This window comes from Lysinibacillus sp. NPDC092081 (genome assembly GCF_044755845.1).
Lineage (GTDB): Bacteria > Bacillota > Bacilli > Bacillales_A > Planococcaceae > Lysinibacillus.
Window position 1 is genome coordinate 93,987 of record NZ_JBIVRU010000010.1, and the last position, 15,160, is coordinate 109,146.

The window sequence follows — 15,160 nt, forward strand, 5'->3', positions numbered from 1 at the left end:
GAGGTAGCTTGATTCTAGTTCGGAATGATAAATTTGAAATAACGGAAGATAATGGCAAGGTATATATGCTTACTTACAGTGCCGGTTTTCCATTAAAAGAATTTGATAGCATATTACGTAGTCATCCCCGACTTAAATTGTCGAATTTTTCAATATTAAAAAATGTCTTAGCAACAGAAAGCACAAGCCCTGTTGAAATTGGACGCTGGCTACCGAATGTTGAAGCAGAAACTGCACGGGATAAAATGTCTGCCTCAATATTTGTATATGAGACACATGATTATATTCTAAAGAATAAAGAAAAATTAACTCAACAAATTCTGGAAACAATCGAGAATGAACGTATTGTTCATGGAATATTAGAATTTGATATTTCTAAGATTGAGCCAGGAAAAGCATTTTTAATTGCACAAGGAACTCCACCTGTAGCAGGAACAGATGCACAAATTACATACTTACCTAAACCAGAGAGAAAGCCAGTAATTCGCGAAGATGGGAAAGCTGATTATTATGACATGAACTTTATTTCTGAAATTTCCGAGGGTTCATGGCTGGGCGAGAAAATCCCTGCGACATTAGGTAAACCAGGGAAAAATGTACTAGGCGAAATTATGTCTGCTGTACCAGGTCGTGATTTCCCTATACGATACGATAAAAAATCAGCTTATGAAGTAGAAGAGGATGGGAAAATTGTCATCCGTTCAAAAATAGCTGGTGTATTAGATGATGTTAAAGGCATGATTGGTGTTAATAGACATTTACCAATTAATGGGGACGTTGGCGTTGAAACAGGGAATCTCGAATTTAATGGCTCTTTAAGCATTAAAGGAACAGTTACATCAGGCTATACAGTCATTGCTACTGGAGATATTTCCATCGAGGGTGCTGAAGGTGTAAGCGGTGCCAAACTTATTAAATCCATTGAAGGTGACGTTTATATTCGTGGAGGGATTTTTGGTCTAGGCTCAACTCTTGTAGAGGCAGGTGGCAATATTTTCGTTAAGCATGTCAATGAGGCAAATCTAGTTGCAGCTGACAGCATTCATATAGGATTTTATGCATTGGGATCACAGCTCTCTGCACATTCAATCTTTGTGGACGAACGAAAAGGGAAAATTATTGGGGGCCGTGCAGTTGCCAAGAATACAATCGTCACTGCCATCTCGGGAAATCGTTTAGAGCGCCGAACTGACTTGATCATTGAAAGTGTTAATAAACAGGCAAGCTATTCTATTATGCAAGAGAAAGCAACGCAGCTTAAGTCGCTGCAATCAGAAATCTCTGAGCACGAGGGGAAAATTAAAAGCTTACTGCCACTCCTTAGCCAAATGTCTAAGGAACAGATAGCTACATTTGAGGAAACAAAACAAAGCTTAACAAAATTGAAAGCGGAAGCAATGACAATTGATCGTGAGGTAAAGCTAATAGTGGATGAAATGCGTCATGCTGGAAAAGAGGAAATTATTGTAACGAAGGAAGCTCATCCTGGTACCTATATTCAAATTGGTAAAAAATCATCCTTATTAAGCAAGGTGACAAATGGTAAATTTCTTATCGAATTCGGTGAGTTAAATGTCTAGTGAATCTTTCATTCCTGTATTTGCACATCGTGGGGCTTCAGCGTATGCACTTGAAAATACCTTGAAGGCTTTTGAAAAGGCATTAGAGCTAGGGGCAGATGGGATTGAATTAGATATCCAGCTTTCCAAAGAGGGCATTCCGATTGTGTATCATGATCCACAACTGTCAAGATTGGTTGGCATCAATAAGCTTGTGAACGAATGTACGATTGAGGAGCTAGTAAGCTTTAAACTTGGGAAGCCGTGGAGGCGATTATTTTCAACGTATAAAATTCCGACGTTTGATGTAGTTTTAGCATGGGCAAATTCACAACAACTACCTCTTAATATCGAATTAAAATCAACAATCCTCGATAATAAAAGCGCACTTATTCAAATGCTTCAAGGGCTTATTTTACCTGCTGGCAGTCATTTTTCATCGTTTCACTATGAGCTTCTGGAGATTGTGAAACAATATAAGCCGGACTATGAAACAGCACTTATAGCAACAAAAAAAATAAAATGGGATTTGCTTAGTGATTACAAAGCTATTGACAGTGTTCATATGCATAAAAGGTATTATAAACCAAGATATTTAGAGGCCTGTGTAACAAGTGATAAAGCATGTCGTTTTTATGCAATTGATGGGGATGAAACATTTTTATTGAATCCGCATCCTTCTGTCATTGGTTGGATTACTGATTTTCCTGATAAAGTAATTGCGAAACAGCAACGTTAATCATTCTGATGAATGAAGATAAAAATAGCTATCCAAATAAGTCTGTTGAGACTTAATGGGATAGCTATTTTTATTTTTTTTGGAAGCGCGGAGCCACTTTTCCATTTTTTCGATCGCGGTGAAGTAAAAATCCTGCGAAAAAGCCAAAGCCTATAACAAAAAGAATAATGCCAACGACGAATTGTAGCCATAAAAATGGGAAAGGTGAGATGAGCTTACCAAATAATGTATCACGCATAAATTTAATGCCACCTGCAGCCATAAGACCTGGAATAAGCATTACAATAAATGCAGCTAAACGAGCCATGCATGTCCCTCCTTATTCCTTAATTTAATTGTACCTGTGGATATTGGAATGTCAAGGAAGGTTATAAAACTAGGTACCCAACAACAAGTAAGATATAACATAGTATCTGTAACTGAATCTTTAGAAAATTCTTACTTAAACGAGAAAGTGTAATAATGGTTGCTAAATTGTGAATTTGTCAGTATTGTAAAATTAAATGGAACAATATTATCCATTGTTAAACAATTTTAAACATTAAATATACTGAATTGGGATGGGCATTAGGGGATGCACTTTCCTAAGCAAAGGGGCGAGTTTTCATGGAAATCTTCAAGTATATGGAAAAGTATGATTATGAACAATTGGTATTTTGCCAAGATGAAGCATCAGGGTTAAAAGCGATTATCGCTATCCATGACACAACACTTGGACCAGCACTAGGCGGGGCACGTATGTGGACATATGCATCAGAAGAAAATGCGATAGAGGATGCATTACGTTTAGCAAGAGGGATGACCTATAAAAATGCTGCCGCTGGTTTAAACCTTGGCGGTGGAAAAACGGTTATTATCGGTGACCCATTTAAAGATAAAAATGAAGAGATGTTCCGCGCACTAGGACGTTTCATCCAAGGGCTTAATGGTCGCTATATTACGGCAGAAGACGTTGGCACAACAGTGGCAGATATGGATTTAATGCATGAGGAAACAAATTATGTAACGGGAATTTCTCCGGCTTTTGGTTCTTCAGGAAACCCATCTCCGGTAACTGCTTACGGTGTTTACCTTGGAATGAAAGCAGCAGCAAAAGAAGCATTTGGATCTGATTCACTAGAGGGGCGTACTATTTCTGTGCAAGGTCTAGGGAATGTAGCCTACAAGCTTTGCGAGTATTTACATAATGAAGGTGCAAAACTTGTTGTTACAGATATTAATCAAGGGGCAATTGATCGAGTTGTGAATGCTTTTGGTGCGACTGCTGTGGCACCAGAGGAAATCTATTCACAGGATGTTGATATTTTCTCACCTTGTGCTTTAGGAGCGATTTTAAATGATGAAACGATTCCGCAACTAAAAGCAAAGGTTGTTGCAGGTTCTGCCAATAACCAGCTACAAGATTCTCGCCATGGCGATTATTTACATGAATTGGGGATCGTTTATACACCTGATTATGTGATTAATGCAGGTGGAGTAATAAATGTAGCCGATGAATTATATGGATATAACCGTGAGCGTGCGATGAAGCGTGTTGAAGGCATTTATGATAGTATCGAAAAAATCTTCGAGATTTCTAAACGTGATGGTATACCGACATATGTAGCAGCTAATCGTTTAGCAGAAGAACGTATCGCTCGAGTATCAAAGTCTCGTAGCCAATTCCTGAAAAATGAAAAAAATATTTTACACGGTCGTTAAGAACCGCTTATTCGTTTAAAGAAGTCGCTTTGTCGACTTCTTTCTTCTAACTTTATAGTAAATTAATAGTTTAAATGAATTCATTTAACTTAGGTATCAAAGGAACAAGATGCTTTAGCATTTTTCTCATAAGGGGGAATCCATATGGCTCAAAATTATGATGTTGTCATTTTAGGCGGAGGTACAGGTGGCTATGTTGCAGCAATTCGAGCTGCACAGCTAGGCTTAAAAACAGCTATTGTCGAACGTGAGCGCCTAGGTGGAACATGCTTGCATAAAGGATGTATACCAAGTAAGGCCTTACTTCGAAGTGCAGAAGTGTATCGTATGGCAAATAAAACAGCCGCTGAATATGGTGTTGATATTGAAGGAGTTACGTTGCAATTCGACAAAGTGCAGGCAAGGAAGCAAACAATTGTTGAGCAATTGAGCCAAGGTGTGAATACACTGATGAAAAAAGGCAAAATAGACGTTTATCAGGGAACAGGGCGAATTTTAGGACCGTCCATTTTCTCACCAATGCCTGGCACTATTTCAGTTGAAATGAACAATGGCGATGAAAATGAAATGCTAGTTCCAACAAATGTGGTCATTGCAACAGGATCAAAGCCTAGAGGAATGGCGGGATTAACGGTTGACGGTAAATATGTGATGAACTCTGATCATGCACTGGAAATGGAAGATCTGCCAAAGTCATTGTTAATTGTTGGCGGAGGAGTTATTGGAATTGAATGGGCTTCTATGCTTTGTGATTTTGGGGTTTACGTAACGATCATTGAATATGGGCCATCCATTTTACCTGCAGAGGATGCGGATATTGTAAAAGAAGTAACGAAGCAGCTTGAAAAAAGGGGAGTCCGAATTGTGACAAACGCCCGCTTAGATTCGGGAACCTTTAAAATTGAAAATGATAACGTTTTCATTTCTGCAAAGGTTAATGATAAGGATGAATTATTTGAGGCTGATAAAGTATTGCTTTGTGTTGGACGTGAGGCAAATACACAAGGTATTGGATTAGATAATACAGAAATTGAAGTTGAGAATGGGTTTATCAAAGTCAATGATTCGTATCAAACAAAGGAATCACATATGTATGCCATAGGGGATGTTATCGGTGGTTTACAATTAGCTCATGTTGCTTCACACGAAGGGATATCTGCTATTGAGCATATTGCAACGGGTAAAACAGAGGGACTTGATGTTCTAAATGTTCCAAAATGCGTTTATTCTTACCCTGAGGTCGCAAGTATTGGCTTAACAGAAAGTGCTGCACGAGAGCAAGGTTATTCATTGAAGGTTGGTAAGTTTCCGTTCAAGGCGATTGGAAAAGCACTTGTTAATGGAGAGACAGATGGTTTTGTAAAAATTATTGCCGATGAAGAAACGAATGATATTTTGGGTATTCATATGGTAGGACCACATGTGACAGATTTAATTGGAGAAGCATCACTTGCTAAATTATTGGATGCAACGCCTTGGGAAGTTAGTCAGGCTATTCATCCACATCCATCACTGAATGAGGTACTAGCGGAAGCAGCGTTAGCAGTAGATAATCGCGCCATTCATTTTTAATTTCTTTAAGTAGATGTTTATTGAAGCGTCAGGTACAAGTGTTTTATGTAGCGAAAGCGAAGTGTCAGCTACAAGTGTTTTTGTAACAAGAGTGAAACGTCGGGAAGGGGTGTTCCTATGCAAGATGTTCAAATTAAGCATGAGGATTTAGATTTATCAAATGAAGATGTACTTGCAATGTTTGAAACGATGTTAATGGCTAGAAGACTAGATGAACGTATGTGGTTATTAAACCGTTCTGGTAAAATTCCGTTTGTTATTTCTTGTCAGGGACAGGAGGCAGCGCAAGTTGGGGCGGCCTTTGCTCTTGATAATAACAGAGATTATATTGCACCTTATTATCGTGATATGGGTGTTGTTTTACATTTTGGCATGACACCAAGAGAATTGATGTTATCCGCATTTGCTAAAGCAGAGGATCCAAACTCGGGTGGGCGTCAAATGCCAGGTCATTTTGGACAAAAGAAAAATCGTATTCTAACAGGCTCTTCGCCAGTTACTACACAAGTTCCCCACGCGGTGGGAGTAGCTCTAGCAGGGCGTCTACAAAAAGAAGATTTTATTTCTTTTGTTACGCTTGGTGAGGGCTCTTCTAACCAAGGTGATTTCCATGAGGGTGCGAATTTCGCTGGAGTGCATAAGCTTCCGGTAATTATAATGGTAGAAAATAATCAATACGCAATTTCTGTGCCAGTTGAACGTCAATTAGGCTGTGCGAAAGTATCAGATCGCGGGATTGGCTATGGTATGCCAGGTGTTACTGTTGATGGAAAATGCCCGTTACAAGTCTATAAGGTTGTAAAAGAAGCGGCTGATCGCGCACGTAGTGGTCAAGGTCCAAGTTTAATAGAAACAGTGACTTATCGCTTAACGGCTCATTCTTCGGATGATGATGATCGTCAATATCGCACTGCCGAGGATATAGCAGAAGGAAAGGCAAAGGATCCCGTTCTGTTATTTGAAAAGTATCTAATGGATGCTGGAGTTATGACAGAACAGCTACGTGCTGAAATAGAAGAGCGTGTCATGGCCGAGGTAAATGATGCAACAGATTATGCAGAAGCTGCTCCGTATGCAGCACCAGAGCATGCTTTGAAATACGTATATGCACCAGCGGACGGAGGTGACGTGTAATGGCAGTGATGTCTTATATTGATGCGATTACATTAGCGATGAAGGAAGAGATGGAACGTGATGAGCGTGTTTTCGTTTTAGGAGAGGACGTTGGTCGTAAAGGCGGGGTTTTCAAAGCAACAGCTGGTCTTTACGAGCAATTTGGTGAACACCGGGTACTTGATACGCCTCTTGCAGAGAGTGCTATTGCTGGTGTTGGTATTGGTGCTGCAATGTATGGGATGCGCCCAATTGCTGAGATGCAATTCGCTGATTTCATCATGCCTGCCGTTAACCAAATTATTTCTGAGGCAGCAAAAATCCGCTATCGTTCAAACAATGACTGGTCTTGCCCGATGGTTATACGTGCACCATTTGGCGGAGGTATTCACGGAGCGCTCTATCATTCGCAGTCTGTAGAGGCACTTTTTGCAGGAACACCAGGGTTGAAAATTGTTATACCATCAACACCGTATGATGCAAAAGGCTTGTTAAAAGCAGCAATCCGCGATGAGGATCCAGTATTGTTTTTTGAGCATAAGCGTGCATATCGACTTATTAAAGGAGAAGTCCCAGCAGATGATTACACTTTACCAATTGGGAAGGCAGATGTTAAGCGGGAAGGGGAAGATGTTACTGTCATTACGTACGGTTTAGCTGTCCATTTCGCATTACAAGCGGCAGAGCGCCTAGCGGCAGATGGTATTTCAGCCCATATTCTTGACCTACGCACTGTATATCCACTTGATAAAGAAGCAATTATTGAGGCGGCAAGTAAAACAGGCAAAGTTTTACTAGTTACCGAGGATAATAAAGAGGGCAGCATTATGAGTGAGGTTGCAGCAATCATTGCAGAGCATTGTTTATTTGAGCTCGATGCACCAATTCAGCGCCTTGCAGGACCAGATGTTCCAGCTATGCCGTATGCACCAACGATGGAAAAATATTTTATGATCAACCCTGATAAAGTAGAGCGTGCGATGCGAGAACTTGCTGCTTTCTAATATAGGATCTATTTCTGATAGCCACTCATGTGGTAAATAGAAGCTTTTAAAAGAAAGTTTATAAATATCATAGGTATTTTAAGACTCTTCATCGAAAGTTCGGGATGACATTTCTTAAAACGTTATGTCATGTATATAAGTTGATTGGAGTGGAGACTGGACGCCCCTAGGAAAGCGCCCAGTCGGAACGGAAATCAACCCTCGCTTTATGATGATGAGTATATTATAAAGATGATAGTAATTCGATAGATACAATTACACCTAGGCATAATTGATGGGGGGAATAGATGATGGCTATTCAAAATATTACAATGCCACAGCTCGGCGAAAGTGTAACAGAAGGTACGATTGAAAAATGGCTTGTCAAGCCAGGCGATACGGTAAAAAAATATGATCCTCTAGCAGAAGTTGTAACAGATAAAGTAAATGCGGAAATCCCGTCTTCTTTTGAAGGAGTTATTACAGAGCTACTTGCAGAGGAAGGGCAAACGTTACCGGTTGGTGCAGTCGTTTGTTCCGTTGAAATAGCAGGTGACAGTGAGTTGCCTCCTCCGCCTCCACCGAAAAAATCAGCGGTAAGTACGGCAATTTTAAATGCAGGTGTACAAAAGAAACAGGCGACTCAGCAGCCAGCTACAGCTCCGATAGCATCGCAAAAAGCAGTTCGCCAGGATAAAGTACGTTATTCACCTGCTGTTCTTCGACTTGCTCAAGAGTATGAAATTGCACTTGATCAAATCACAGGTACTGGTGAAGGGGGACGTATTACAAGAAAAGATCTTATGAAACTGATTGAAGCAGGAAATGTGCCAACTTCTCTAGTTAAAACACCACCTGCAATCGATTCAGCCGTTCCACAGTCAGTACCTGTTGCGGCACCTGCATCACAGGAAAATACTAAGCCCGCCATATCTGCACAACCAATTCAAGCAGGCGATATTGAAATTCCAGTAACGAAGGTGCGCCGTGCTATCGCTAATAATATGGTGCGAAGTGTTCATGAAGTGCCACATGCATGGATGATGATGGAAGTGGATGTCACAGATTTAGTAGCATATCGTGATAGCATTAAGACAGAGTTTAAGCAAAAAGAAGGCTTTAATATTACGTATTTTGCTTTCTTTGTAAAAGCAGTTGCTCAAGCTCTTAAGGAATTCCCAATGATGAATTCCATGTGGGCAGAGGACAAGATTATTCAAAAACATGACATAAATATTTCCATTGCAGTCGCAACAGATGATGCATTATTTGTTCCTGTTATAAAACACGCTGATGAAAAATCAATTAAAGGTATTGCCAAGGAAATTCATGAGCTTGCAGTGAAAGTTCGTGCCGGAAAACTAACGATGGATGATATAGAAGGTGGTACATTTACGGTCAATAATACGGGTGCATTCGGCTCCGTTCAGTCGATGGGCATCATAAATTATCCACAAGCGGCTATTCTTCAAGTGGAAAGTATTGTAAAAAAACCGGTTGTTTTACCTGGTGGAATGTTCGCTGCACGAGATATTGTGAATTTATGTTTATCTTTAGATCATCGTATTCTTGATGGACTTGTCTGCGGTAAATTCCTAAATAGAGTAAAAGAAATACTCGAAAATACAAATAAATCTTCAACGTCAGTCTACTGATGACTTGTCGGAAGCCTGTTATATAACGGTTTCCGATTTTTTTTTGCTTTTCGAGTCGCAATTTGTCATGTAGAATAACAAATAGAAACTACTAAGGGGGGAAGCTGATTAAGCGTCCGCATGTCAAACAACATGAAAAATATTGAATTTGAAATGCCGTCCTATTCAGAATGGCAAGATGCAGCAATCAAGGCTTTAAAAGGGAAACCATTCGAGTCTCTTTTAACGAAAACGAGTGAAGGTATTACATTAGAACCTCTTTACACCCAAGAAAGTTTAGTAGCAAAACTTGGTGAAGAACTTGATAAACAAGTTGCTACAATCCGTTCCCTACAAAATAACGAAGCATTTCGAGTGGCACAGCAAATATATGCTGATACTAGTGAAGCATTCTTTGCACATCTTGATGATAGCTTAGCTCGAGGCAATGAAGTAGTAACAATTGATAGCCGTGTAAATTTTGAATGGACTGAAGAAATATTGGCACAATTAGCGATTTATTTCTCAGAATATTCGTTTAAAATTGTGGTTGAAAATTCAAATGACCCATTATTAGCAGTGTTCGACAAAATAGCAGTTAATCAGCGAGAAACTGTAAAAGGTTTCATCGTATCGAAAGACCCGATCTCTTTAAATGATTACCCGAGCGTGCGCTCAATCGGTGCAGACACATCAGTTTATCATAATGAAGGAGCAAACGCTGTGCAAGAGTTAGCATATGCACTTGCATTAGCCGCAAAATACGCAAATCAAGAAGAAAACTTTGAAGCGTTCGCGAAGAAATTTTATGTATCCTTTGCAGTTGATACACAGTTCTTTACAGAGATTGCAAAACTCCGTGCCTTTAAAGTACTTTGGAAAGCGTTCTCATCCGCTTATGGAGCATCTAATTGCGTAAAAGTTCCAACTATTGCCGAAACATCGTTAAGAAGCTTCTCGAAGCTGGATGTTTATGTAAACTTATTACGTTCAGCGAATGAAGCTCTTTCAGGCTTAATTGGCGGTGCGGATGTCTTTACAGTTCACCCTCATGATGCATTAGCGAAGCCGACAGATCAATCGATTCGTATTGCACGAAATGTATCGTTAATCTTAAAAGAAGAAACAAATGTTTTAAAAGTTATAGACCCAGCTGGTGGCTCTTACTTTATTGAGTCATTAACAGCAGATTTTGTGAAAGAAGCTTGGGCGTTATTCTTAGAAATTGAAGCAGCTGGAGGCATTGGCGCTTACACTGCATCTGGAAAGCTTACGGAGGAAATAGGAAAATCCTATCAAGCTCGTATCAAAGCGGTACAAACGCGTAAGCAATCATTAATCGGTACAAATATTTATGCTAATCCAGCAGATGTGCTTGAAAGCGAAACAAACCCAGTATTTACGGAAATTAAGCGAATTGCTAAACCTTTTGAGCAATTACGTGCGGTAATGACTGCGGCAAATGTGAAAACAGGAATCTTAGCATTAGGTACACTTAAAAGCTCAAAACCACGTGCTGATTTCGTGTCAGGTTTCTTAAACACTGTAGGCCTAGTACCAGAAAAAAGCGAACCAGTTGCTACAGCTGAAGAAGCATTCGCTTGGTTAAACGCTACAGAAGCAACATATGTGGTAATTGCAGGTAATGATGACGATACAAAAGAATTACTACCAGCAATTTTAGCAGGCAAACCAGCTAACGTAATTGTTGACGTTGCAGGTAAATTTAAAGACGAAGAAGAAGCTTGGTTAGCAAATGGCTTAAACGGCTTTATTTTCGCAGGACAGAACATCATTGAAAAGTTAAATTCAGTGTTCGCTAGCATGAAGGAGGTCCAACGATGAGCAAGCCAAATTTTAGTGCAGTTGAAATCGAAAAAGTTTTAGCAGCTGAGGCACCTCAAGCGTCAGAAGAAAAATTCATGACAAATGAAGGTATCGAAATTAAAGATATATATACAAAAGAGGATATTAAAGAGGCAAAACATTTAAATGATGTAGCAGGTATTGCGCCAAATACGCGCGGTCCATACCCTACTATGTATGTAGCTCGTCCTTGGACTGTTCGCCAATATGCTGGTTTCTCAACAGCTGAAGAATCAAATGCGTTCTACAAACGTAATTTAGCGATGGGTCAAAAAGGGCTTTCAGTTGCCTTTGACTTAGCAACTCACCGTGGTTATGACTCAGACCATCCTCGTGTAACAGGGGATGTTGGTAAAGCCGGAGTAGCAATTGACTCTGTAGAAGATATGAAGATTTTATTCGACCAAATTCCTTTGGATCAAATGTCAGTTTCTATGACAATGAATGGTGCTGTATTACCAGTTCTTGCATTCTATATCGTTGCTGCTGAAGAGCAAGGAGTTACACCAGACCAATTAGCGGGTACGATTCAAAACGATATTTTAAAAGAATACATGGTTCGTAACACATATATTTATCCACCAGCAATGTCAATGAAAATTATTGCAGATATTTTTGAATATACAGCGAAATATATGCCGAAATTTAACTCTATTTCGATCTCTGGTTACCATATTCAAGAAGCTGGAGCAACAAATGACATCGAGCTTGCTTATACATTAGCAGATGGTCTTGAATATGTTCGTACAGGGTTAAAGGCTGGAATCGATATTGATGCATTTGCACCGCGTTTATCATTCTTCTGGGCAATCGGTATGAACTATTACATGGAAGTTGCAAAAATGCGTGCTGCACGCCGAATTTGGGCACAAATGATGTCGACGTTTAATCCGAAAAACCCTAAGACATTAGCACTTCGTACACACTCACAAACATCTGGTTGGTCTTTAACAGAGCAAGATCCATTTAACAATGTGACACGTACATTAATCGAAGCGAATGCGTCTTCAATGGGGCATACACAATCCCTGCATACAAATGCACTGGATGAAGCGATTGCACTACCAACAGATTTCTCTGCACGAATTGCACGTAATACACAGCTGTTCCTACAAGAAGAAACGGCAATGACAAAAGTCATTGATCCATGGGGCGGTTCGTACTATGTGGAAAAATTAACAGACGAAATTACAAAATCTGCGTGGGCATTAATTGAAGAAATCGAAGAACTTGGCGGTATGGCGAAAGCGATCGAAACAGGTCTTCCGAAAATGAAAGTTGAGGAAGCTGCGGCAAAACGTCAAGCGAAAATCGACTCTAAAACAGAAACGATCGTTGGCGTAAACAAATATCGTTTAGAAAAAGAAGAACCTATCGACATTCTTGATATTGATAATACATTAGTTCGTCAAAAGCAAATTGAACGTTTAGAAGCAATGAAGGCTGCTCGTGATGAAGCAGAAGTACAAAAACATCTAGCTCGATTAACGAAAGCTGCGCAAGATGGTGAAGAAAACTTATTAGCAATAGCAGTTGATGCAGCGCGTGCTCGTGCTTCTTTAGGTGAAATTTCTGATGCAATCGAAGTTGTTTCAGGTCGCCATAAGGCAGTAATTCGTTCAATCTCTGGCGTTTACTCTGCAAACTTCTCAGATGAAGAGCAGATTACTGAAATGAAACAAATGACAGAGGAATTCCTTGAAAATGAAGGTCGTCGCCCACGTATTTTAGTAGCGAAAATGGGACAAGATGGACATGACCGTGGTGCAAAGGTTGTGGCAACGGGATATGCTGACTTAGGCTTTGACGTAGATATTTCACCACTCTTTATGACACCTGCTGAAGCAGCTCAAATGGCTGTAGAAAACGATGTTCATGTCATTGGTGTATCTTCATTAGCTGCTGGTCATAAAACACTAGTTCCTGAATTAGTAGTAGAGTTAGAAAAACTGGGCCGCGAAGATATCATTATTATTGTTGGAGGCGTTATTCCAGCACAAGATTATGATTTCCTTTATGAAGCTGGCGCAGTAGCGATTTTTGGACCTGGTACAGTTATTCCTGTATCGGCACAAAAGATTATTGAAGAGATTTATAAACGTTTAGGCTATGAGGAAGTGTCTGAATAATGGACAAAAACAAAGGGATGCCTGAAAGTGCGCTATTTGTTATGGACGGAGTAGAGGCAACTCACGACGGAATGCAATATGGTACACCGAAAAAATTCCGAAAGAAAAAAGCAGACAATTTAAATATACAGGAGCTTGCACGAGAAGTACGTGCAAGCTCTCGTACACACTTGTCAAAAGCTATTACACTCATTGAAAGTTCAAATGTAACACATAAAGTGCAAGCACAAGAACTCTTACAAGAGCTTCTGCCACATACAGGAAATAGTGTCCGTATTGGGATAACGGGCGTTCCTGGTGCGGGAAAGAGTTCGTTCATTGAGGCTTTCGGAACGATGCTTTGTGAGATGGGGAAAAAAGTGGCAGTCCTTGCGATTGATCCAAGCTCTTCTTTATCGGGAGGAAGTATATTAGGCGATAAAACTCGGATGGAGGAGCTCGTGAAAAAGCCTAATGCATTCGTTCGTCCCTCTCCATCAGCTGGTACCCTAGGGGGTGTTCATAAAAAGACACGTGAAACGATGCTTGTTTGTGAAGCGGCTGGCTATGATGTCATTTTAATAGAAACAGTTGGTGTTGGACAAAGTGAAACGTATGTCCGTGGTATGGTTGATTTCTTCTTGCTGTTAGTTTTAACCGGTGCCGGAGACGAGCTTCAAGGCATGAAAAAGGGCATTATGGAGTTAGCGGATGCCATCGTTGTTCATAAGGCTGATGGTGATAATGTTCGTCTGGCTAAAAAAACGGTATCCGAGTATAAGCAAATTTTACATTTTTTACAGCCTGCAACTCCGGGTTGGATGTCCACAGCAATGCCGGTAAGCTCGTGGGAAAAACGAGGCCTCGACAAAGTGTGGAGTACAATAGGGGAGTTTAAGCAAATTGTTGAGACCAATAATTACTGGTCAATCAGACGTCAAAATCAAACAAAAGATTGGTTCCAATCGATGATTACCGACCATTTAATCGATATGTTTTATGGTAATCCAGAACGTAAGGCACAGGTGCAGCTTTTAGAACGCCAAATTTTAAATGGACAGTTGACAGTCACACAAGGTGTAGATCGTTTATTTAGCAATGAACAATCACAGAAATAATACCTTTGATGTGAGCAACTAGGTGCACAAATTCGTCACTAACTGCTATGATAGGAGATGTATGAGCGTCGACTATCTAAAGCTACTAAGTTTAAGATGACGCGAACTTGAAAGGAGCTTATCGCTATATGAATATGGATTACGATTTATTTATGCAAGAAATTTTAAAAACAGCACGTGCAGAAATTGAGGGTGCTGGTTATGAGCAGCTTCGCACGCCTGAAGCTGTTGAAGAGGCGTTTGCTCGTCCGGGTATAACATTAGTCATGGTAAATTCAGTATGTGGCTGTGCAGGGGGTATCGCACGTCCAGCAGCAGCACAATGCGTACATTACGATAAACGTCCAGACCACCTTGTAACGGTATTTGCTGGTCAAGACAAAGAAGCGACTGCAGCTGCTCGTTATCACTTCGGTGAAGATCATTTACCATCCTCCCCATCATTTGTGTTATTAAAGGATGGCCAAGTAGTAGCAGAAGTTGGACGCTATGAAATTGAAGGGCATGACCCAATGTCAGTAGTAACAAACTTACAAGCAAACTTTGAGGAATACTGCGACGAACTATAATTTTATTCATAGAGTTAAAAGAGAAGCTATTCTATAAGTAGGAAGCCCCGTAGTCAACATCTGCGGAGGCTTACTACTTAGCCATGATAGTTAATCCCCGATTAGCATGACCTCGTAGATAACCTTCTTTTACATTCTATTTATTAGTCAATTGGCATTCGGAATATTTGAAATATTGGCTAAATGATTCGCATAAAG

12 protein-coding genes are annotated in these 15,160 nt (G+C 40.1%); 11 read left to right on the top strand and 1 reads right to left on the bottom strand.

Annotated elements, in window-relative coordinates; all coding sequences use genetic code 11:
* Positions 1 to 8 precede the first annotated feature (8 nt).
* On the top strand, positions 9 to 1,580 hold the full coding sequence (locus ACIQLB_RS15395) for a flagellar assembly protein A (protein ID WP_400727359.1): 1,572 nt from the start codon (positions 9 to 11) through the stop codon (positions 1,578 to 1,580).
* Positions 1,573 to 2,298, top strand: coding sequence for a glycerophosphodiester phosphodiesterase (locus ACIQLB_RS15400; RefSeq protein WP_400727362.1), 726 nt, complete (start codon positions 1,573 to 1,575; stop codon positions 2,296 to 2,298). The genes ACIQLB_RS15395 and ACIQLB_RS15400 overlap by 8 nt, the downstream gene beginning before the upstream one ends.
* 70 nt (positions 2,299 to 2,368) lie before the next feature.
* On the opposite strand, the gene ACIQLB_RS15405 is transcribed toward ACIQLB_RS15400, so the two are convergent.
* The gene (locus ACIQLB_RS15405) at positions 2,369 to 2,605 is read right to left on the bottom strand and encodes a DUF2627 domain-containing protein (RefSeq protein ID WP_132356638.1); all 237 of its coding nucleotides are present in this window, start codon (positions 2,603 to 2,605) and stop codon (positions 2,369 to 2,371) included.
* A gap of 299 nt (positions 2,606 to 2,904) precedes the next feature.
* Here ACIQLB_RS15405 and ACIQLB_RS15410 point away from each other — a divergent pair, with 299 nt between their 5' ends.
* From ACIQLB_RS15410 to ACIQLB_RS15450, 9 genes are all read left to right on the top strand, one after another.
* Complete coding sequence (locus ACIQLB_RS15410) at positions 2,905 to 3,999, top strand: Leu/Phe/Val dehydrogenase (protein WP_400727366.1); 1,095 nt, start codon at positions 2,905 to 2,907, stop codon at positions 3,997 to 3,999.
* 144 nt (positions 4,000 to 4,143) lie between these two features.
* Positions 4,144 to 5,571 (top strand): dihydrolipoyl dehydrogenase, encoded by a 1,428-nt coding sequence (gene lpdA, locus ACIQLB_RS15415; RefSeq protein WP_400727369.1) that lies wholly within the window; start codon positions 4,144 to 4,146, stop codon positions 5,569 to 5,571.
* Positions 5,572 to 5,688: 117 nt separating this feature from the next.
* Positions 5,689 to 6,705: a thiamine pyrophosphate-dependent dehydrogenase E1 component subunit alpha gene (locus ACIQLB_RS15420; protein WP_400727372.1), complete on the top strand. Its 1,017-nt coding sequence runs from the start codon at positions 5,689 to 5,691 to the stop codon at positions 6,703 to 6,705.
* The gene (locus ACIQLB_RS15425) at positions 6,705 to 7,688 is read left to right on the top strand and encodes an alpha-ketoacid dehydrogenase subunit beta (protein WP_400727375.1); all 984 of its coding nucleotides are present in this window, start codon (positions 6,705 to 6,707) and stop codon (positions 7,686 to 7,688) included. The genes ACIQLB_RS15420 and ACIQLB_RS15425 overlap by 1 nt, the downstream gene beginning before the upstream one ends.
* A 290-nt stretch (positions 7,689 to 7,978) precedes the next feature.
* A complete protein-coding gene (locus ACIQLB_RS15430; RefSeq protein ID WP_400727511.1) occupies positions 7,979 to 9,322 on the top strand; it encodes a dihydrolipoamide acetyltransferase family protein in 1,344 nt (447 codons plus the stop codon).
* Positions 9,323 to 9,454: 132 nt separating this feature from the next.
* Positions 9,455 to 11,146, top strand: a complete 1,692-nt coding sequence (locus ACIQLB_RS15435) for a methylmalonyl-CoA mutase family protein (RefSeq protein WP_400727378.1) — start codon at positions 9,455 to 9,457, stop codon at positions 11,144 to 11,146.
* The gene (gene scpA / locus ACIQLB_RS15440; RefSeq protein WP_400727381.1) at positions 11,143 to 13,296 is read left to right on the top strand and encodes a methylmalonyl-CoA mutase; all 2,154 of its coding nucleotides are present in this window, start codon (positions 11,143 to 11,145) and stop codon (positions 13,294 to 13,296) included. The genes ACIQLB_RS15435 and scpA overlap by 4 nt, the downstream gene beginning before the upstream one ends.
* Complete coding sequence (meaB, locus tag ACIQLB_RS15445) at positions 13,296 to 14,393, top strand: methylmalonyl Co-A mutase-associated GTPase MeaB (protein ID WP_400727383.1); 1,098 nt, start codon at positions 13,296 to 13,298, stop codon at positions 14,391 to 14,393. Before scpA ends, meaB begins: the two co-directional genes overlap by 1 nt.
* 128 nt (positions 14,394 to 14,521) lie before the next feature.
* The gene (locus tag ACIQLB_RS15450; RefSeq protein WP_049664240.1) at positions 14,522 to 14,962 is read left to right on the top strand and encodes a BrxA/BrxB family bacilliredoxin; all 441 of its coding nucleotides are present in this window, start codon (positions 14,522 to 14,524) and stop codon (positions 14,960 to 14,962) included.
* Positions 14,963 to 15,160 lie beyond the last annotated feature (198 nt).